Source organism: Bradyrhizobium sp. Tv2a-2, assembly GCF_000472425.1.
Lineage (GTDB): Bacteria > Pseudomonadota > Alphaproteobacteria > Rhizobiales > Xanthobacteraceae > Bradyrhizobium.
This window is the reverse complement of the sequence record NZ_AXAI01000051.1, coordinates 1-20,693: the sequence shown is the minus strand read 5'-3', so window position 1 is coordinate 20,693 and position 20,693 is coordinate 1. Positions and strand designations below refer to the sequence as shown.

The window sequence follows — 20,693 nt, the reverse complement described above, 5'->3', positions numbered from 1 at the left end:
AAGCTTGGCGGGTATGTAGCCGATCTGGTTGGCAAAGATCACCTGCTGCCGCGGCCGCATCATAAAGCCAAGCAGCTTCATAGCCAGGTCTTTGTTGGGCGCCCCCTTGGGAATGGGAATGAAGTCCGTGAACAGCACATTTTGCTTGGTGGAGAAGCCAATCGGCAGGCCCTGCTTCGCGGCCGCAATCACACGGCCGTTGTATGCATATGAGAAGTCCGTCTCGTTTTGTAAGACGAAGTCGATGGTCTTCGGCGTCTCCGCGGGCCAGTGATTNACATACGGCTTCAGCCGGTCAAGGGCCCTGAACGCGCGCTCGACGTCCAGCGGATAGACCTTGTCGGGCGGAACGCCATCGCCGAGCAGCGCAACCTCGAGCATTTCAGTAGGCCGCGGGCGCAGGAGTCGCCGACCGGGAAACTTGGCCGGGTTGAAGAGTTCCGGGAACGTCTGCGGCGCCTTACCGCCGCCATGCCGTTCGGTGCTGAAGGCTATACCGCCGGCNACGATGTACACGCCGACGGCGTAGTCGCGCTTGGCGCCAGCTATCGTGTCCGACGCGTCGATTTGATTGTAATCGAGAGGCTCCCAAAGTCCCTCGTTTTCCCCGGGTGCAATCCAGGAGGGTAGGGTCACCACAAGATCCCATTCCACACTCTTGGATTTGACCGCCGCCCGGATCTTGCCTATATCCGCGACGCCCGTCGAGATGACCTCAACTCCAGTCTCGGCAGTGAACGGCTTAAGGAACGCGGTCTCCATCGCCTCTTGGTAAGCGCCACCTGCCGAAGCAAATACCAGCTTGGCGGAAGCCTTGGCGACGCTCGGCGTTAGGATCAACGGCCAACTCGCCGCGCTGACAGCAGCCGCACCCGATTTAAGAAAACCACGCCGGCTAAGACGCGCCGGTTTACCTCGGTTCATCGTTATCCTCCCGCGAGCGCCTTGAACGCCGCATATTATCATGTGCGAAAAGCCTATCATGGTCGCCACGATTGAACAGGCGTTTACTTGGATGCAGTAAGCCATTGAGAATCATCGGGAGCGTTTCATAAATCGAACATCGTAACCAAGACGGCAATGACTCAGAGCCCCATCGCCAACTCCCGCAGGGACGACCTGATTCAGACTCACGCGTTCATCAGGCAAGGAGCATCGTTTCCTCCCCTCGGTCGAGTTTGGCCTGATGCGCCGATGGCTCATGAAGTCGAGTCTCGTCGTCGGAGAACACACGGACGAAGCAGGCCTCACGATCGATGGCGGAAATGATTGCGATCGGTGCGTTGCCGAACGAGAAATAGCAGGATCGGAATAGGTCAGAACGAGTTGGTGTCGTCCTTCAGTCGCAGGGTGACGAAGCGCACACCGTCGGAAAGGCTGAAATCCTCAGCCGCGCCACTGCCCCAATCTCCACGGTGGCTTCAGGAGTGCGCGTCGCGGCGCGAGCGCCCGCGCTTCTACGCGATCAACATGCTTCGCGGCGTTCGATGGCTTAGCGCTAAGCCAACATCGCATAGCGTCAGAAATCAGCGCGGTTGATTGTGACTCTTGTCATTACCCCGAGGCTTGCCAGATCCTGGACGACGGCTATTCGGCTGTTTGCGGCCACGGGCAGCGATTTGTTGGTTTATATTCTCCGACAACTTCAATTGTTGGGCGCGGATTGAGAAATCGCTTGGCGATTGATGTGACGACCACCTCGTCGAAGGAGGCAATGAAGGCAAATCCGGGCGCCGCCCGACAATGCCTGGCTCGATCAGTGGCAACCGATCAAACCGCATACGCTTGCAATTTCAAAAACGCCTTCGCAGGAAAATCAAATCCCCGATCAACGCCTTAGCGTTCTTCACGGGCGGCTGGCTAGATTTCGAACGATCAAACCAGCATTCGCGGCGGCTGGGCCTCGGGCGAGCGCCCGCGATGGCAAGTGTCCTGGATGTCCGTACCCGTCAGATCAGCGACCGCAATCGCATCAGAATGGCACCGGCCGGGACGCCCAGTAAGGATCTCGCCGAGCTCCGGGAGGTTTGTTCTCTGGACCAAGTCGGCGCCACTCGCGCTCCGCAGCTCACCGAATCGCACGAAAGCGCGTGGCCGTGGCGTCCCCGTCAGACGCGCTATGGCTCTTCGATCGACGCGAAGGCGCCGACGAGCGTCGGCCCGCATCGAGCGCGGCGCCCGCGGCGTCGAAGCGGAGACGAGGCACCAAAGGCAAACTAAGCAGGGCGCGTGTGTCGTGTGCGGAGACCGTAATCCGCGCGTCGGCGCCAAAGGGCCGCCAACCGCCACTCACGCAATCTGGTTTGCTGACGCTCCCTGTAGTTTAAGCTTCGACCGCCACCAAGTGAGATAGAGGGCAATTAACCAAAGGACGGGCAGAAGTGTCAGCAGCGACCCCACCGCGGCAATCGTCGGATCGAGCTGTTGATTTATGTTTTCGAGCATCTTCAACGGAAGTGTTCGGATCGAAAACCCGCTTACAAGCGATGTGACGACCACCTCGTCGAACGAGGCGATGAAGGCGAACACGGCGCCACCAATGATACCCGGCCGGATCAGCGGCAGGGTTACTCTTACCAAAGTCCGCACCGGCCCGGCTCGCATGCTCTTCGCCGCCTGCTCGAGCCGGCGATCGAAATTTGCCAAAGTCGCCGCGACGATGACGACCACGTAGGCAATGGCCAAGATGGTGTGCGCCAGAACAATACCGGCTTTCGTACCGATCAATCCCAAATTGATCAGACCGAGATAGGCCGCAACAGCAACGACGATGGCGGGCAAGGTGATCGGTGTCAGGATCACCATCATCAGAAAGACGCGCAGCCGAGGATAGGTGCGAGAAAGCCCGAATGCCGCGAGTGTTCCGGCGACTGTCGATAGCACGGCAACCGTGACGGCAATCTGGAGACTGTCCCAGAACGCCAGAGTCCAGGACGGATCGCCGAAGAAAGAGCGATACCACTGCAGCGAAAGACCTGAGGGTGGAAATTCCAGAAACGGCCCTGCACTGAATGACATAATGACGACGACTAGGCCCGGAAACAGCAGGTAGACCATGACGAGAAGGACAAACACCGCGCCAACGATTTTCGACCTGCCGCTGTTGCCTATGGGCTGATAGAGGTGCACCGTCCAGCGGTTCGCCCGGTAGCGAATGCCGATCTCATAGAGATACTGTAGCAGCCTGCCCAATGCGCGCAGCCGATATGGGGAGGACTTCCGCAACGGTTGTGCAGTCTCGTGCGGCGTACCCGAAACGTCTAGCCCGAAGATTGATAGCATGACCACGGCGATTGCCAGGAGGATGAAGGCTGCAGCGGCGATCGGCGCCAAGCTGAGCGAACTAGCGAGCTGTGCAGCGATGAAGTTCGACAGCATGGCGTCGCGCAACCCGCCGAGGGCTTGTGGTGTAATGTAGAAGCCAAGGCAGACTACGAAGACGAGCAGAGTACCGCTGCGCACTCCAGGCAGGCTTAGTGGAAAAAACACGCGCCAGAAGGCGGCAGAGGGACGCGCGCCCATGCTGCGGGCTGCCGCCATCAATGACTTGTCGATACCTTGCATGACGCTGACTAAAGGTAGGATCATGATCGGCAGCGTGATATGCACCATGCCGATATAGACGGCCAGCCGATTATAGAGGAGCGGCAGCGGGTCGGAGATCAGCCGTAGGTGGAGCAGCAGATTATTGATCAGACCGTGGTCGCCCAGGATGACGGTCCACGCGTAGGTGCGCACCAGGCCGCTAGTTAACCAGGGGATGAAGACGAGAACGATAAGGGTCGTGCGCACGGACTTCGGCGCGGCCACGATGAGATATGCTGTGGGATAACCAATGATGAGGCAGACGACTGTAGCCACCACGCTCATCTCGATCGTCTGGAAGAGAACGAAGACAGTCGCGCCTTGTTCAAAAAACGCACGATAATTGACGACCGAAAAAGATGGTGCGTTGACGCTAATGAGAAAAAGCTGAACGATCGGTATGCCGAAAATTACGAGCAAGATCGCGAAGGCGGGTACGGCGAGTCCCGTGGGCATTCGCCCGAGTTTCTGAAGCGCTTCCATCCGCCTTACTCTCCTAGTGTCTCAGTCCGCGACGAAGCGGACGTCGGACCGCAGCCACTCTAGGCGTACCTGATCGCCGGGTTTGAATATCTGCTGCCCCGAGGCGACATGCTCGCGCACGGTGAGTATGCTGCTGCCGACACGCACGTGGTATTTCCGCAGTGGTCCGGCATAGATCATATCATCGACCGTGCCGATGACTGACTGGCGCTGCCCCCCATCGGCACGCTTCGGAGCCGCCGGGGCGACGATGCAGATGCGCTCGGGTCGGATCATGGCCACTGTAGCGGAGGGCTGCGCGGCCTCGCATTCGAGCTTAAAATCGGAACCTTCGAGAAGGTTGGCCTCACCCAAGAAATTCGCAACAAAGCGCGTCGTCGGGCGATCATAGAGAGCTTCCGGCGCGTCGGTCTGCTCGATCCGCCCGCCGCGCATGACGATGATGCGATCTGATAGCGTCAGCGCCTCCTCCTGATCGTGCGTGACGCATATGGTGGTTTTGCCGAATTCCTTGTGCAAGGCCTTGATCTCACCCTGCATCTGCTCTCGAAGGTTGCGGTCGAGCGCGCCGAGCGGCTCGTCGAGCAACAGGATCGGAGCATCGGCGATCAATGCGCGGGCAAGCGCCACGCGCTGCTGCTGGCCCCCACTCAATTGCGACGGCATGCGTTCGCCGAAGTCATTGAGGTGCACACGCTCAAGCATGCGCTCAACTCGCGCTGCCCTGTTGGCCGTCTTCATGCCGCGCATTTCGAGCGGAAATTCGAGATTTCTGCGGACCGTGAGGTGCGGAAACAGAGCATAGTTCTGGAAGACGATTCCCTGATCGCGATGATAGGAAGGCACCGCAGCCACGGACTTTCCCGAAATGAGGATATCGCCTTTACTGGGGGCTACGAACCCTGCGAGCAGCATCAGTGCTGTGGTCTTACCCGAACCACTTGGACCGAGAATCGTCAGGAACTCGCCGCGACGTACCTTGAGTGATACGTCTTTGACTGCGGCGACCGCACCATACATTTTCGTGACATTGCAGAATTCGATTTCCGCGGAAACAGGATTTTTCTCCAATGCGGCATCCTCAGCGAGCGGGATTGTACTTTTCACGTATACATTCACGGTTGATACTCCAGAAACCGGATCGCGTCAGCACAAGCTCATGCCTTGACGGAGAGCTCACGCAGGCACCTGCGATTTAGCGGACAATCCAACCATTCCAGCGCTGGATCAACCGCTGAGAGTTCGACAAGCCGTCCGATCCAGTCTGAGCGTACCACTCCCCATTTACGGGATAGCTGCTCGCCACGTAGTCAAGATAGGTAGCAAGTTTGCGGGTCACCTTCTCCGGCATCAGCTCGTACGCCCTGCGGTTGCTCGGAGATAGCGCGAACAGCTGGGCGAAGGCCGCCTGGCGGTCGGCACGACCAACCAACTCGATGAACTTCTGCGCGTTCTGCGCATTCGGCGCACCTTTTGGAACGATCCAGTAGTCCCACATTAGCTTGGCCTGGTTCCGACTAATTTCAATAGGCGCACCTTGATCAATCAAGGCGAGCGCCCGTCCATCATAGGACAGCGCGATATCGGCCACCTCATCGCGCAGGATCTGCAGGTTCTCCGCTCCGCTCGTCCACCACTTGCGAACGTGCGGCTTAATCTTGTCGAGGCTAGCGAAAACGCGATCGATATCGTTCGTGTAGAGCGCGTCCTTAACTACGCCGTCCGCCAGCAAGGCCTCCTCCCAGGGGGCCGGGAATCCGAACTGGCCGCTCGGGAGCGCGCGAGTGCCAGGAAACTTGTCGACGTCCCAGAACTCGGCCCAGGTGGTAGGCCGCGGCTTGTTTGCCGGGAACTTGTTAGTGTTATAAACGATGTTCATGGAATAGATTTGGCTGCCGAAACCGAACGGATGCTTACAATACTCGACGATCCCGTCTAGTTCCTGCTGCTTGTGGATCGAGTAGTCGATTTTCTCGACATAGCTGTTCGCAGCAAGACTAAGCGCGTTGGGTTGATTTATGAGAATCGCATCAATGGTAACGCTGTTGGTTTTCACCATGAGCGCAACCTGCGCCACCCTGAGATCCTGGTAGACGGGCGTCACCTTAATACCCGTCTCCGCCTCGAAGGGCTTCACAAAGGCGCTCATAACGGCTTCACCGAAATTGCCGGCGCTCATGTTCAGCCGTAGCTCGCCGGACGATGCCGCCGACACTTGGGTTGCACCGGAAGACAGCGCGCCGACGGTCATCACGGATGACGCCGCCTGCATGAATCGCCTGCGGTTCATAGACTGATTCACGTTCCCTCCTCGATTTTTGATCTCGGTCCGTCAGAACCGCTCACGAACCGAACGTCTTGTTCCTGAGATAGATGCTAGCGAGTCACATAGTCGATTTTTCCCGATTAGCACCGAATTTTGCCGAAATTCTGCACAAAATGCCCATAACGCGATGATTTCGAGCTTCCAGCTCCCATCTCTCGCTGCACGCGAGCAGGGCATCCGAAGCGATCCTGGGTTGGAAGAATCGAGCCGGCGCGACTGTCGACTGCCTACGTTGTGAAGCCTCTTTAGCCGTGTTGTGCAAGGCTCGGCCAGCGCCGGTTCTAATCGAGTTTGGAAGCTGTGTAGAGGCCTTCGTACCCGGCCGAGTTGTTCTTGTTGCACGATCTGTTCACCGCAGCGATCGTCGCGGCAATGTCCGAGGCGCGACTGTAAGGAAGTACAGGCCCTGGGGTTGCGCCCGCCGCATGCTACGATCTCGTACTTCGCCACTCCGGCCAGGTCATCGCAATTTGCGATGAGCCTCGAGCTACTTAGATCGGTGCAATCGACCTTGATACAATGATCGGGCATTGGAGCGGCGGATCGGAGTCCACGTCACAAGGATTCATCAAGATGCATTCGGCGCAGTGTGGCAGCACAATGGTTCTTTAGTGCCTTTACGATCGCTGAACTCCAATCGCAAATGCGGTGCGAGCGAGCGACGCTAGTTATCATCAAAGTTGTGGGCTCGACCAAGCGCCGTTGTACCCTCACATACGTCGCAGGAAAAATAAGAAGCAGGCAGGGAGGGTCGGCAGCCCGACACCCTTGTCAGTGGTGCGGCCAGGGGCAGATTGGGGTCGGATGAGACGGCGGCAGCGTTGCCAGCTGCTGCCAACTGCACATGCAGAGGACGCCTGGCTCACCGGTGGCGCAACCAGACTTCCGATTGCCCATCCTCATCAGTTCATTGTTCGCTGTTTTCGTCTGAACAATTGCGGGGCTTGCCGCTCTGTCCATCCCGGTGACCAGACTGAGACAGGGCTGACGGAACGCCGCCGGAATCAGATACCGACAGTGCTTGTTGTTTCCCTTGTTACGAGACGTGCGTATGCAAACGGAGTACGGCGCTCTGGTTAGCGCTGACTTGATCTCGCAGGCGGAGAATAGTCGTCCCCCCTTCTAGCCGTACCCCGGTCCTCCCGACTAGGTGTTGCTTGCGTCTTGCGTCTTGCGGCATGCCAGATCTGAGTTCTACGGGCTCGGCCGCTACGACCCCACTCCCCTCTCACCGTCACCGGAAAACCTCGGGAGTCGCATTTTGCGCGCAAGATAACAGCGGCGAGGCCCACCACATCGTCGAAATTCAACTTTCGCAGGCGATATCATCTGAACGGAAAGACCTTCCCACATCAAACTGCGCTGTAGGTGGGCCAAGTGTTACGCCTGGACATGAACAATGGAGATTGTGACAGACCGCGGTATTAGACAAATCGCACTGCTCGCCCTCCACGCGGCAAATGCAACGAAGATTGGTTTTCAATCTCTGATGCAGCCGTTCTTGCTCGACCATCATCTAATAATGGCATGCGACCGCCGCAGTTCTCATTGGCACCGCTTATTGCACCTGCAAGACGCTTTCGCAAGCGTAGGTGCCGGAATTCACGCAAGATCGCAGCCGCAGCTGCTCGTTTTGGTCCGACACCCCTTAGCGGTGACCTCCCATATTTTGGCGCGTAGTGGCGACAGGTGCAAAACGGTCGCGCGGGAGTTCTGTCCAACTCGGCCACTTACTGCATGTGTAGAAACAACAAGAGCAGCACCAAGCAATATCATCGAATGGGTCTCTACGAACGCACCTGGGCTGAAGGGCCGGCATACGAAGCTGATCGAATCGGCGCGCTCAGCGAACCAAGGCTTTCGTCCTTTTCACATAGTATAAAATGATGGAGCGAAGACTATGACGATAAGCAAAGGACCGCAGGTATTCCCACGAGCAGAATACCTGCGCAGGCTTGCCGCGGTGAAATCGGAGATGGAAAGACGCGATATTGATGCACTTGTCGTAAGCAGCCCTTCCAATATCGCGTATCTTACGGGTCATACCGCCTATTCGTGGTATGTCCCGCAGGGCCTGGTCATTTCGGCTCAGGAGGACGAACCGACTTTCATCCTGCGTCAGTGTGATGCGCCCGCGGCTCTCCATCAGACCTTCCTCAGTCCTAGTAACGTGATCGGCTATCCAGAAGATCTCATCGCCAACCCTAATCGGGATGGCTACGACGTGATCATCGATTTCCTCCTTGACAAGGGCTTTGCAAGGCGCGGCGTGGGACTCGAACCTGGCTTCTTGACGCTGAAAACGGGACAGGCGCAAGAAAAATTCAAAACACGACTGTCAAATAAGACGGTCGCGGATTTCTCCAAAGCTATAGACTGGATCCGGCTAATTAAGTCTGACCTCGAGATTTCGGTCATGAGAGAAGCTGCCGCCATAGCCGATGCGGCAATTATGCGCGCGGCAGAAGTTATCCGCCCTGGTGTGCGGGAAGCTGACGCGGCCGCTGAGATCATTGGAACGCTGGTGCGCGGTGCCAACGGCAAGCCTGGAACGGCACTTGCCCACTTCTTGTTGTGCGCCTCGCCTCGTACGGGTACATGCCATATTCGCTGGACCGAGGATACCTTTCGCGACGGTTCGCAAGTCAACCTCGAGCTAGCCGGTGTCCGGCACGGTTATACATCTGCGCTGATGCGGACGTACATAATCGGCAAGCCTTCCGACCGTTTACGTCGTATTCACGAGGCTGAGGCCGCAGGTCTGGAGGCCGCACTGAAAACAGCCCGGGTCGGTGCAACCTGCAGTGACGTCGCAAACGCATTCTACAACACGATTGAAAAGATGGGTTTCAGGAAAGATTCGCGCTGCGGTTACGCCATTGGAATCGACTGGTCGGAACCGACCGCGAGCCTCAGGGATGGCGACATGACGCTGCTGAAGCCGAATATGACCTTCCATCTGATGCTGGGCAACTGGGTGGAAGAAGACTTTGGCTATGTGATTAGCGAGACGTTCCGAGTTACCGAGACCGGCGGTGAAGCATTAACCCGGGCGCCAAGGAAGCTTTTCGAGCTTTGAACTGCGCATACTCTGCCTGGCGCAACTGAGCCCCGCCCAGGTCGGCCGGGCCTTAAAGATGAGGCATCACGGACCGCTCCCGATGGCGACCATCTGCAAGATGAGTGTCGCATCCACGCCACCGAAGCGCGCGCGGCCTGGATGCCAAGTAGTCGTGTTAGAGAGCTGGCAATCAATATATCGGCTGCTGCATTCATCGCCGATATACTGGCGAGCGCATGACTTTTCCGTTCGGTCGTATAGGAGTCGTTACGAGCCCAGGGGACCAGTCGGAGCGGTCGCGGCGGCCGACTGCTGTGTTGGGGCCACCTACTGCCGAGCGCGCGATCGAGGTCAGTTTTGTCGCTCTCGGTCGGATCAAACCAATCGTGGAGAGTGCGGAGAGCCGTGTCGTTTTCAGACTTTGGCGAATGTATCCTTGTGACACAGCTGCTTACAGTTGGGGTTTCCGTCCGGACGCTCGAAGACCGCATCAGCCGAGGTTGATTTCCTCGGAAGGTACGCCGCCTTCCCCCGAGCGGACAAGGCAGCGAGTCTCTTGGCCGATCAGGATGTGCTTCTACCCGACGGACTGACCTCATGCGCCCTAGCTGGAAACAAAGCGCTGCTATGCCGATGAAACCGAATAGGAAAGACGCGGGCGACTTGGCGCTTGTTTTAACAGGGCGACAGGCGGATTGCGGTACGCGAGGTAGCAACTCGCACCTGCAAACCATTCCTCACATCTCTCGCCGGGATCAGGCGCGTTTCGCACGCAAGCAGCTCAAATTAGACAGAGTTGAGAATACTCGATCGCACTTGCTAGCGGGACACGTTCTCAGATCGTGGTGCGGAACCAAGCATCGCGAGCCAGGCGGGACCCGATATGACTGATCTGCTCAAGCCCCACACTCTTAGCGTTGACGGCATCGCCGCACCGCTACGGTATGCTCCGTTCCGACACATCTGGTTGGCTAGCCTGTTGTCGAATCTCGGAATCTTGATCCGCGGAGTCGGCGCGGCATGGGCGATGACGGAAATGACGTCGTCTGCTGATAAGGTCGCGCTAGTGCAAACGGCCTTGATGCTGCCGGTCATGTTCATCTCGTTGCCCGCCGGTGCCGTTGCCGACATGTATGACCGCCGAGTCGTGACGTTAGTTGCGCTCTTGATCTCGTTTTGCGGCGCAACCGCGCTGACTGCACTTGAGTGGTGGGATCTCACCACGCCAAATCTACTACTTGCCCTCTGCTTCCTGGTCGGCAGCGGCGCGGCACTAATGGGTCCTGCCTGGCTATCCTCTGTCGGCGAGCAAGTGCCGGCCGAGGCGCTGCCAGCGGCGGTTACACTCAATGGCATCAGTTACAACATAGCGCGCAGCTTTGGGCCCGCGATAGGTGGCATTGTGGTTGCGATCGCGGGCGCGGTTGCCGCCTATGCGGCTAACGCGTTGCTCTATCTGCCGCTGATGATAGCGTTGTTCCTATGGAAACGCCTCACAGAGCATTCGCGGCTGCCGCCTGAACAACTGACCCGCGCCATCGCTACGGGGGTACGCTACATCGCCAATTCACCGTCGATAAAGATTGTGCTGACCCGCGCCATGACAACCGGTGCGATCGGAGCCTCGATCACGGCCCTCATGCCGCTGGTCGCCCGCGATCTGTTGCGTGGTGGTGCGCAGACATATGGGGTTATGCTAGGCGCCTTTGGCGTTGGGGCGGTTATTGGAGCACTCTGTATCGGCGAGGTACGCAAACGCATGAGCGGCGAAGCCGCGGTGCGCGTGTGTGTGCTCTCGATGGGTCTCGCGATCGCAGCAGTGGCATTGAGTCGCGAGCCCATTCTGACCATGATCGCACTGGTCATGACCGGCGCGATGTGGACTCTGGCGTTCACATTGTTCGATATCGGCGTGCAGCTCTCGGCGCCGCGCTGGGTCGCGGGCCGGTCGCTAGCTGTCTATCAGGCTTCGTTTTCAGGCGGCATTGGCGTCGGAAGTTGGGGTTGGGGCCGTCTCACTGATGCCGCCGGCGTCGAGATAACGCTGCTTGTCTCCGCCGCACTAATGGCGCTCTCGTCACTGCTTGGCCTCTGGTTGCGCATGCCGCGTATAAGCGCGCGTAGCGAGAATGCCGATATGCTGGCCGATCCAGAGGTTCGGCTTCCGCTCACCCACCGCAGCGGGCCACTGGTGGTGGAGATTGAATATCGCGTCGCTCCGGAGAATGCGCGCGCCTTCCACAACGTCATGCAGGACGTACAGCTGATCCGCCAACGTAATGGGGCCTATGGCTGGTCAATTGGGCGCGACATCGCTGATCCTGAGTTGTGGAGGGAGCGCTACCACTGCCCAACATGGCTCGATTACCTGCGCCAGCGCAATCGCTCCACCCAATCCGAGCGCGCGCTGGATCAGAAAGCAGCAACTTTCCACATTGGCCCCGAACCCGTTCGCATTCATCGCATGCTGGAGCGCCCGTTCGGATCGGTACGCTGGAACGAAAACGTGGAATGTCGCGACGAACTGTTGCGTCGTTGAAAGTGCCGCGAAAATGCATCCGTCAGGGGCCAACGTTTGCGTTTCGATCGGTACTCGCAAATGCAAACAGCGACGATAAAATAGCAGTACGTCCTAGCGGCAGCTGCTTCAGGCTTGGACCAGCTCATTGCGTGCGACGCTGCTTGCACGACACGTTGTCGAGCGGATGATCTCTGCATCAGCGGACAAGGCTGCTCATCCGCCAGTAGCTGTGAGGACGGAACATGACACTCAGGAAGAAGCGACGCCGTTCTTTTTTGGCGCGAGTAGAGATTGAGGGAATGCGTATATGCGCAGCTCGCGTGGTTCCGGCCGGGATAACCATCGGCACTTGGAGCGCACGCTGGACAAGCCCCCCTGAACACCTGCTGCTGACGCGTACGCCCCCAACTCCACCCCGATCGGTCAGCCACGTAGCTCGCGCTGGTCCGCTCGATGGACGAGGCCGAAACCGACAGCGCGGCCCTCGATGCTCTCACCTCAACCCAACAGTGCCTCGGGCGAATGCCAACTCTTTCTCCAAGCGACAACGCGCTGTGTCCATGACACGCGACGCGCTCTCAGACGACGGTCGACATGGTCATCCGGCACAGAGTCGTTATGTCGTAGATAGGCAGGCCTGTCATATGGCGGATCGCTGGCGCCACGCACGGAAAGGCTGTGCACTCGAATAAAATAGCTGCGATCTCCGGATGAGCGGCCCGGATTTGCAGGACGCAGTCGACAACGTCCTTTTCGATATCGGAGACCTCGGTCGGTGGCGGCGGCCGCTGCAGTTCGTTCCGCCATAACGTGCCACCCTCAACGCCGGCGATAACTACCCTGGCCCGGTCCTTCGGATTGTCGAGCCCGAGCATATCTTCAGCCAAGTACGTCGAGTCGGCAGTCAAGACGGCCAGCTTGGCGGTGGGCGACAGCTGGCGAAGCAAAGCAGGTACCAGAAGCAGGCTCGAAGTCGCCACTGGAACATTGGCCGAGGCGGCCACCGCCGCCTGATGCCGAATAAAGAAGCCGCAGCTGGACGTTATTGCGACGGCGCCTCGCTCTACAAGGCGCTTGGCGGCTGCGGTGCATGCCGGCTCGAGTCCACGGTCGCCGCGGATGACGACGTCCGCCCAAGCTCCCTCGACAGTTTCCCAGATGACCTCGAAGTCGAAGGTAGCGGGATTCAACAAGTAACCGGGAGGCAGCATCCACGGTGCGGCGCCCGGCGGCAGTCCCCGTTCCAGGCGGAGTATTCCGAGAGAGCGTGGGGGTAACGATGCCATTCAGGACTCCGCGAGACCGTGGATTGTGATGGCACAAATCATACGACGCCTTAAAGCCGAATTTCATAATTTCCACCACGGCCGGGCTGAAATTCTGCGCCTGATTGAGTAACCTGAAGCTTTCGCGCGATCCCCCGCGAAGGGTCGACCGCAAGGTCGTAGCGCCAATTCGCAATCTCTGGTCGCTCAATTCAACGCCCTCGCCTTAATTTCGGTCACCCGCAGGCCTTCGGCGGCGTCGCGGGATCTCCAGAGGGCAGTCCAGCCTGACGAACTACTTCGCCCATAGTTTTTCGGTATGGCGACGATCTGCCGATGGGCGGCCGCTGCGAATTCCTGCGTCGGTTTGGACCGTCAACGTTTCGCATGGCGCTGAGCCATTCGGGATGCGGCCGTTACAGTTTCGTGTTGTCGTACTCGAAACATAAGTGATTGCGGGGCCGGCGAAGTTCATTCTTTGAACCAAAAGCGCCGGAGGCCGACATAGCCTCATCTCGACAAGCAGTGCCATCCCTTCGTCCTGGCAACGAGCTGGTTCTATTCCTGACGCTTGGCATCACCGTGCAACAAACAAATGCTCAATTCGGAAAACACAGCTGCAATATCATCGCCCGTAATTCTGCCCGAAGGATCAAACCACCGCGGGACCGAATTGATCGCTCCCATGATGAAGGCGACAGCCAAACCAGGATCTGTCCTTGGTATTTCTCCCGCCTGAATTGCCTCCCCAATGATAACTCGTAGCGCGGTGTCAAACTTCCGACGTCGCGCTCTGATCAACCTTCTTTCACGTTCACGCAGCGAAATTAGAGGCTCGCTGAGAACCGCGTAGCTCCCTAGATCACTTGTAAGAAACGATAGAAACTCGAGAATAAATAGGCGGAGAGTCTGAAGCGGCCTCACCTTTTCCGTCTGGATTTTTGCTAAAATACGTTCGCCCGCCTCAAGCGCCACATTATGACACTCGTAGAGGATTTCATTCTTGTCGGTGATGTAACGATAGAGAGCAGTCTTGGTGACGCCGAGCGACCGAGCAACCTCATCTAGCGATGTGTTGTGAAACCCATTCCGACTGAATGCCCGCCCCGCCTCTCTGATGAGCAAACGGCGCTTTATCGCGTATTGCTCATCTATCTCCGGCACCGACGCGCGCCAGCGACGAATTTTTGCGGACTTCATGCGCTACTCACAGCGGTACGCATCGCTCAATGAAACGCACTTTCCCTTCCATTGAGACGCAGCTAGATTCGGGTTGCCGCAGGCTATCAGGTCGGTGAAGCACTTAACACCTTTCGGACATTGGTGCAGATTAGTGGTTCGGCACCAAAACGATACTGGCCGGGTGGACGTTCCGCTCAAAGTATTCAGTCATTTTAGCCGCCCGAGGCCTTAGGTGCGACGATTTTCCATGGAGCAACAGCAAGCGTGTATCCATCAGCTACGTTGACTGAGCTCCCGCCTCACTGGAATGGCTCCTTAAGACGAATCCGACTCTCAAAATGACCGGCTGACTGACATCGCGCCACCAAACGAACGCGACTAACCCATCCGGTATGTAAACCATTAGCTTTGAATACTCCATGCGGCGTAGCGCTGACAGTGCAATTCTATCTCTCAAACATCGAGACCACCGTCAAGCAAGCGAGAAATAGTGAACTGCTCAATCTGAATCCCACAGCATCTTGAATCAGAAGTCACCGATCGTGGCTGAGTCCGATGATTTGCCGCTCGGCGAGCGCTCTCACAGTATCGTCCGACAATCCCAGCATGCTGCGAAGCACGTCTGCTGTGTGCTGCCCAAGCTCCGGCGCAGGAGATATTGGACGCGGCTCCACACCGACGAACCGAGGCACGACACCTTGCATCTTCATAGGTCCAATGCGTGGACTATCGACTGTGACGATGTTGCCACGAACCGCAAAGTGAGGATCAGCAAAAATATCCTCGATAGAATAGACCAGCGAATACGCAACGCCCGCCTGATCTAACCTTTCTTGCAACTCAGAAACACTCTTTGAATTGACCCAGCATCTGACGCGCTCATTTAAGTCGCTTATATGTCGCCACCTCGCCTCAGGGGTCGCGTATCGCGGATCATTCAGCCAAGAGGACTCATCCATCGCGCTACATAACCGATGAAACATCGGCGTGTTCGCGACTGCAAGCACCAGAAAACGTCCATCTTTTGTCTCGAAATGCTCCCCGGGAGCCGCCGCTGGAGTAACGTTAGCCTGGCGCTGGCGAACCTCGCCAAGTCGATCGTAAGCTGCGGTCAGCGCCTCTGAAAATCGAAAGATGCTCTCGTAGAGAGCGAGGTCCACGTGCCGGCCTTGGCCGCCCCGAACGTCCCTTTCGTACAGCGCCATCATGAGCGCGAGAAAGCGCTAAATAGCGCCGTTAGATAGTCGGCCATTGGCAGGCCCGGGCGGACCGGCGGCCGATCGGGATACCCCGTTATATTCAGGAGTCCCCCGAATGCTATTGCTACTCGGTCGTACGCGGCTCGGGATGCATAGGGCCCGTTTTGCCCAAACCCGGACACGCTCACCATTACAAGCTTGGGATTGATCTTGATCAGATCGTTGAAAGCCAAGCCCCATTTCCCCAATGTGCCGGGTCGAAAATTTTCTACGACTGCGTCGGCCTGCGCGACCAGCTGCTTTACCAAATCCTGCCCTTCCGGATGATGCAGATCGATAGCAACAGACTTTTTGTTGCGCCCGTCGACATTCCAGAAGAGGCTCTCTCCGTCGACAAAAGGGCCAAGATGGCGGAGAGCGTCTCCCTGCTTTGGTAGCTCGATCTTTATAATGTTTGCGCCAAAGTCACCAAGAAGCGTGCATCCGACGGGGCCTGCGATCATTGTCCCCAACTCGATGACTTTGAGCCCCTCTAGCGGGCTTGCAAAAACTTCCTGTCCACACATCGCTTGCAACCCTCTTAAAACGTCGAAGTTTGCGACATAGCTACTACTGACAATCCGAACTCCAAAGGTTTTCAGCTGTTCGGTTGGAGATTGGCTGCACTTATCGAGAGAGAAACAGAACGCTTGCCCAGAACTCAAAGCAACGTTTCGTACGCGACTCCCAGGAGTTCATTCCCGCGACATTCTAGCGGCAGAGAACTACAGCTCCGGCCGCGGCAGCATCTCCACCGATTTGACCACCATTATTTTCGGCTAAGCCAACCTTTGCCCCCTCCCGTTGCCGAGCGCCAGCGGTCCCTCGAAGCTGATGAACAAGCTCGATAATTTGGGCGACGCCTGTTGCTGCAAGAGGGTGCCCGCGGCTGAGCAATCCACCGCTCGGGTTTACCGAGATCTCCCCGTTGATTCCAGTGATTCCGCTCCTCAGCAGATCAGGTCCGCCGCCCGGGGCGCAGAGGCCAAGATTTTCGTAGTGCATCAGCTCCGCTGGCGCGGCCGCATCATGCAGTTCAATCACCTGGATATCCTGCGGGCTAACGCCAGCACGATCGTAGACCTCTCTCGACGCACGTATCGCGCAAATGCTCTTGGATGAATCTGCAAACCCCGAAACGAGCACCGATCCCGCTACCCAAATCGGACCTGCACGCCCCATCTGCGATACATACGCCCTTGAGCACATGACCAGAGCGGCTGCACCATCGCTCATGGTTGAACACATGGGCAACCTCAGCGGTCCACTAATACGGCGCTGCGCTAGGACCTCATCTACCGTCGTTTCGGTCTTGAATTGGGCGATCGGATTGAGCCGACCCGCCTTTCGGCTTTTGACCACGACTTGTGCAAAATCTTCCACGGTTGCGCCCGAGATCTCCATATAACGCCGCGTTTTTTCAGCATAGACGTCCATAGTCACGGCCCCGCTGCCGGTACCGATGTGGCTTGGCAGCTCTTCTTCAAGATCGAGCGCGCCGGCAAACGCGCTTAGCGATACGGATCTATCCTTGTGTGACAGCTTTTCCGCGCCCACGACGACGGCTACGTCAATTTGCTCTGCCTCAATCGCCTCCCATGCAAGATGGAAAGCAGAGCTTCCAGTCGCGCAGGCGTTCTCCACGTTGACCAAAGGCGTGCCCGCCAATCCGGAGAAGCGCAACGCGGCCTGCCCTCTGATCATCTCTTGCCCGGTTATCAACCCGGCCGCAGCATTGCCGAAATAGACCCGGTCAACATCAGTCGTATTCACACTGGCATCGGCTAAGGCACTTCGGACCGCCTCCTCCGATAGATCTCGGATCGAACGATCCAAAAACTTTCCGAACGACGTCGCGCCGACACCAACGATTGCTGCACGATAACTCATGTTGTGACCTCGATTGAGTTAACAGTAGGCGCCGCTGTAGCTACAACTGGCGTACCCACAAAACGGGAGAATACGTCTCTTTCGGAACGCACTCCTTCGGCTCGATCGAATTGATGGGGCTTGCGGCACGTTGAGATCACTCGGCGGTGGCAATCGACTGCTCAGACAACACGCCGTTTATGCTGGAGAGCATATCGGACTTTTATCAGAGAGCTGGCAGACTGTTCCGGATTGAACCAAAGCGCGGCGTCAAAGCGGAGAATCTATCAGTTCTGGGTAGAAACATTACTTGTCGATTACTCACGTTACTCGCCAGTAACTCACCATAGGTTTGCTGACAGGTCAAGGAGGTTCAAAGGTTGGGCACTTAAGCCGAACGTCCTCCAAGCCGTTTGCTAAGAACATATTCGTTGGTTTTGCTGCGAGCGCCTCTTTGGAGCGAGCGCAATCCTTTTCGCTACACCTCTTCGGCATCGATCGGTGAGGAGAGGTCGTTTGCTGTATTGGATTTCATTCCAAAGCTTGACCGCTCGAAGCTCCTGTGTGGTCCATATTGCTTGTCGGGCATCAGGCCGCCTCGCCAGGACGCTGAAATGCGGCCGAGCTCGAGGTGCCGCCTTCACCCACCGGGTGCAGCGGGCTGCAAGAACTGGAGATCGAGTACCAAGTCGAGCAGGAGCGCTCGCCCGAACCCGATCAGAAACTCTTGAGAGCAGGTCGAAGAATTCTGCCACCCCAAAAAAAGGGGCCACTCCCGCAGGGAGTGGCCCATCAAGTCTGGGAGGAAACGCCCCACCAGGGGCCTCGGGGATCAGGCCGCAGCCTGGTCGATCGGCGAGAATGGGAGACCGAGACTCTCGGCCACAGCCCTGCAAGTGAGGCGGCCATGATGGACATTCAGGCCTGCGCGCAAATGCGGATCTTCGAGCACAGCTGCAAATCCCTTGCTGGCGAGAGCCAAACCAAATGGCAGAGTCGCGTTGTTCAGCGCCTGGCTTGAGGTCCGCGGAACCGCTCCGGGCATATTGGCAACGCAGTAGTGAATGACGCCTTCGACCTCGTAAGTTGGAGCAGCATGAGTCGTCGGACGCGATGTCTCAAAGCAACCACCTTGGTCGATGGCGACGTCAACGATTACCGAACCCTTTCGCATCGAACCCAGCATGCGGCGGCCGACAAGCTTCGGCGCGCTTGCGCCAGGAACGAGCACGGCGCCGATTACAACATCAGCCGCGAATACCTCTTCCTCAACGGCATCGATTGTCGAGAACCTGGTCCGGACTCGCCCCTCGAACAGTTCGTCCAGCTCGCGAAGCCGCGGTATCGAACGGTCCAGGATGGTGACCTCGGCACCGAGGCCGATTGCCATGCGAGCCGCATGCGTACCAACAACGCCGCCTCCGATCACCACGATGCGGGCCGGCTGAACACCAGGCACCCCACCGATCAACAACCCCCGCCCCCCCGCATACCGCTTGAGGGCAGCACCGGCGGCCTCGATTGCAAGCCTGCCCGCGACTTCGCTCATGGGCGCAAGCAGCGGCAGGCCGCCAACAGCATCAGTCACAGTTTCATAGGCGACAGCGGTGCATCCCGACTTCAGGAGGCCCTTGGCCTGCTCGGGATCCGGCGCGAGATGCAGATATGTGAACAGTATCTGGCTCTCTCGCAGCTGAACCCATTCGGAGGGCTGAGGCTCCTTAACCTTCACAATCATCTCACTCGATGCAAATACTTCGCGAGCGGACTCCAGAATGGTTGCGCCAGCCTTGCGATAATTGTCGTCCGTCGCGCCGATACCCGCACCGGCGTTGGTCTCTACCAGAACGCTGTGGCCGGCCGCCACATATTCTCGGACGGCTCCAGGCGTAAGACCCACGCGATACTCGTGCGTCTTGATTTCCTTGGGAACACCGACCTTCACTTGCCATCTCCATGCTTCGACAACCTCTTCTAACCGGAAGCGCGCTGTGAAATTGCAAACTAATCGGCGAAACGACGCAGAAATTGCGCGATTTTCATCCCCTCGCGCAGGATTCCTCACAGCGGAGCATGGGCTGGACGGAAGCTCGCTACGGGTACTCGCACAGTAGGTCCTGACGTGGCACGATATTGTTGTCAGGGACGCCGAATGCATCGCGCTTTTCAAAGGTTTGTCGATCGAGTTACCGAAAGCACCGGCCCGGACGAACTTCAGAGCAGCATGGCGGATATTGCCGCCGCACTGAACTTCTCTTCGTTTGCATATCTTGCGCTGCCGCATGAACCGGCCGAACCGGCCAAATCCCCCAAGGTAAGCTCGACATATCCGCCATTACGGACAGCACGTTACCTATGGCATCACTATGAACGCTTCGATCTTGTTGTTGGCCAGGCTATCCGCCATGATCTGCCGTTTCGATGGGGTCTTGGGCTCGGACTGCGACTTCAGTCGAAATCACAGCGCCAGCTATTTGAAGAGGCCGCCAGGTTCGCCTTTCGGTGCGGATTCACTATTCCAATCCACGATAGTAGAGGCGCGATCTCGGCGCTGACCTTTGCGACCAACGAGCGACGCATCGATTTTGAGCGCACAATAGACGAGCACGCGAACGTTCTACGGGTACTCGCGATGTTCTTTCATGCGAGCGCCAGGCTCACCCTGAGGTCCGATCGCGTTGTCGATGGGGTGCTGTTGTCTTCTCGACAATTCGAATGTCTCGAATGGTCTTCTCGCGGAAAGTCTGCTTGGGAAATCGGCAACATTCTTGGCATCTCTGAGCGCACGGCCGTCTGGATGCTGCGCGAGCAAAACTCGGTGTCCGCACACTTCGCCAAGCAGTAGCCCGACTAGCCCGATCAAAGGCCCGAAGATAGTAGTCGAGTGTCCATAAGTGCGGATTCCAATGATCGCGCGCAGGTATTCCAATCTGATGCCGCGCAGCGTTCCGATCTGATCGCGCGCAGGTGAAGTACCCGATCGTTAGAGGCAATTGGCACTTTCGCTAGCCCATGGTCAAGCGGTTGCCGGAGAGATCACGTCTGATGTTTGATGGTGTCGCTCGACGGAGCGAAGCTGACCGGACGCGCACCCCCAACAGTGCCGTAGCGGTCGGTCAGATTCGCGGGCTGCAGTCTCGGTCTTCATAGGCCGACCGCGTAG

Annotated in this window: 12 protein-coding genes and 1 pseudogene; 3 read left to right on the top strand and 10 right to left on the bottom strand. The window is 57.7% G+C overall.

Translation table 11 applies throughout. The features are described 5' to 3' along the window. The 4 genes from A3AI_RS0140660 to A3AI_RS0140645 form a co-directional block, all read right to left on the bottom strand. On the bottom strand, positions 1 to 924 hold a 924-nt coding region (locus tag A3AI_RS0140660), incomplete at its 3' end, for an ABC transporter substrate-binding protein (RefSeq protein ID WP_198030354.1). A gap of 1,365 nt (positions 925 to 2,289) precedes the next feature. Then, entirely contained in the window at positions 2,290 to 4,068 is a 1,779-nt protein-coding gene (locus tag A3AI_RS0140655; RefSeq protein WP_024520969.1) for an ABC transporter permease subunit, read from the bottom strand. Between the two features lie 21 nt (positions 4,069 to 4,089). After that, positions 4,090 to 5,088 carry an ABC transporter ATP-binding protein gene (locus tag A3AI_RS0140650; RefSeq protein ID WP_502685794.1) on the bottom strand — a complete coding sequence of 333 codons (999 nt, stop codon included), beginning with the start codon at positions 5,086 to 5,088 and terminating at the stop codon, positions 4,090 to 4,092. 175 nt (positions 5,089 to 5,263) lie between these two features. Then, entirely contained in the window at positions 5,264 to 6,370 is a 1,107-nt protein-coding gene (locus A3AI_RS0140645; protein WP_024520967.1) for an ABC transporter substrate-binding protein, read from the bottom strand. Positions 6,371 to 8,294: 1,924 nt separating this feature from the next. On the opposite strand from A3AI_RS0140645, the gene A3AI_RS0140640 reads away from it, so the two are divergent. After that, positions 8,295 to 9,473: a M24 family metallopeptidase gene (locus tag A3AI_RS0140640; protein ID WP_024520966.1), complete on the top strand. Its 1,179-nt coding sequence runs from the start codon at positions 8,295 to 8,297 to the stop codon at positions 9,471 to 9,473. Positions 9,474 to 10,338: 865 nt separating this feature from the next. After that, complete coding sequence (locus A3AI_RS0140635; protein WP_024520965.1) at positions 10,339 to 11,994, top strand: MFS transporter; 1,656 nt, start codon at positions 10,339 to 10,341, stop codon at positions 11,992 to 11,994. A 560-nt stretch (positions 11,995 to 12,554) separates the two neighbouring features. Here the strand turns inward: A3AI_RS0140635 and A3AI_RS49060 are convergent. The 6 genes from A3AI_RS49060 to ald form a co-directional block, all read right to left on the bottom strand. Continuing rightward, positions 12,555 to 13,262 carry an aspartate/glutamate racemase family protein gene (locus A3AI_RS49060; protein WP_024520964.1) on the bottom strand — a complete coding sequence of 236 codons (708 nt, stop codon included), beginning with the start codon at positions 13,260 to 13,262 and terminating at the stop codon, positions 12,555 to 12,557. A gap of 537 nt (positions 13,263 to 13,799) precedes the next feature. Continuing rightward, positions 13,800 to 14,441 carry a TetR/AcrR family transcriptional regulator gene (locus A3AI_RS0140625; RefSeq protein ID WP_024520963.1) on the bottom strand — a complete coding sequence of 214 codons (642 nt, stop codon included), beginning with the start codon at positions 14,439 to 14,441 and terminating at the stop codon, positions 13,800 to 13,802. Positions 14,442 to 14,956: 515 nt separating this feature from the next. Next, positions 14,957 to 15,583, bottom strand: coding sequence for a CoA transferase (locus tag A3AI_RS50090; protein WP_283807326.1), 627 nt, complete (start codon positions 15,581 to 15,583; stop codon positions 14,957 to 14,959). A 44-nt stretch (positions 15,584 to 15,627) separates the two neighbouring features. Beyond that, the gene (locus tag A3AI_RS50085; RefSeq protein WP_198030352.1) at positions 15,628 to 16,326 is read right to left on the bottom strand and encodes a CaiB/BaiF CoA transferase family protein; all 699 of its coding nucleotides are present in this window, start codon (positions 16,324 to 16,326) and stop codon (positions 15,628 to 15,630) included. A gap of 46 nt (positions 16,327 to 16,372) precedes the next feature. Continuing rightward, positions 16,373 to 17,551, bottom strand: coding sequence for a thiolase family protein (locus A3AI_RS0140615; RefSeq protein ID WP_024520962.1), 1,179 nt, complete (start codon positions 17,549 to 17,551; stop codon positions 16,373 to 16,375). 811 nt (positions 17,552 to 18,362) lie between these two features. After that, entirely contained in the window at positions 18,363 to 19,475 is a 1,113-nt protein-coding gene (ald, locus tag A3AI_RS0140605; protein WP_024520961.1) for an alanine dehydrogenase, read from the bottom strand. Positions 19,476 to 19,682: 207 nt separating this feature from the next. Here ald and A3AI_RS44680 point away from each other — a divergent pair. After that, positions 19,683 to 20,407, top strand: a pseudogene (locus A3AI_RS44680) (autoinducer binding domain-containing protein). The last annotated feature ends 286 nt before the right edge of the window (positions 20,408 to 20,693 follow it).

Coding starts and splice junctions, on each gene's coding strand:
- A3AI_RS0140625 (WP_024520963.1), bottom strand. CDS start 14,441: ATGAAGTCCGCAAAAATTCGTCGCTGGCGCGCGTCGGTGCCGGAGATA.
- A3AI_RS0140615 (WP_024520962.1), bottom strand. CDS start 17,551: ATGAGTTATCGTGCAGCAATCGTTGGTGTCGGCGCGACGTCGTTCGGA.
- A3AI_RS0140640 (WP_024520966.1), top strand. CDS start 8,295: ATGACGATAAGCAAAGGACCGCAGGTATTCCCACGAGCAGAATACCTG.
- A3AI_RS49060 (WP_024520964.1), bottom strand. CDS start 13,262: ATGGCATCGTTACCCCCACGCTCTCTCGGAATACTCCGCCTGGAACGG.
- A3AI_RS0140655 (WP_024520969.1), bottom strand. CDS start 4,068: ATGGAAGCGCTTCAGAAACTCGGGCGAATGCCCACGGGACTCGCCGTA.
- A3AI_RS0140635 (WP_024520965.1), top strand. CDS start 10,339: ATGACTGATCTGCTCAAGCCCCACACTCTTAGCGTTGACGGCATCGCC.
- A3AI_RS0140650 (WP_502685794.1), bottom strand. CDS start 5,088: ATGTATGGTGCGGTCGCCGCAGTCAAAGACGTATCACTCAAGGTACGT.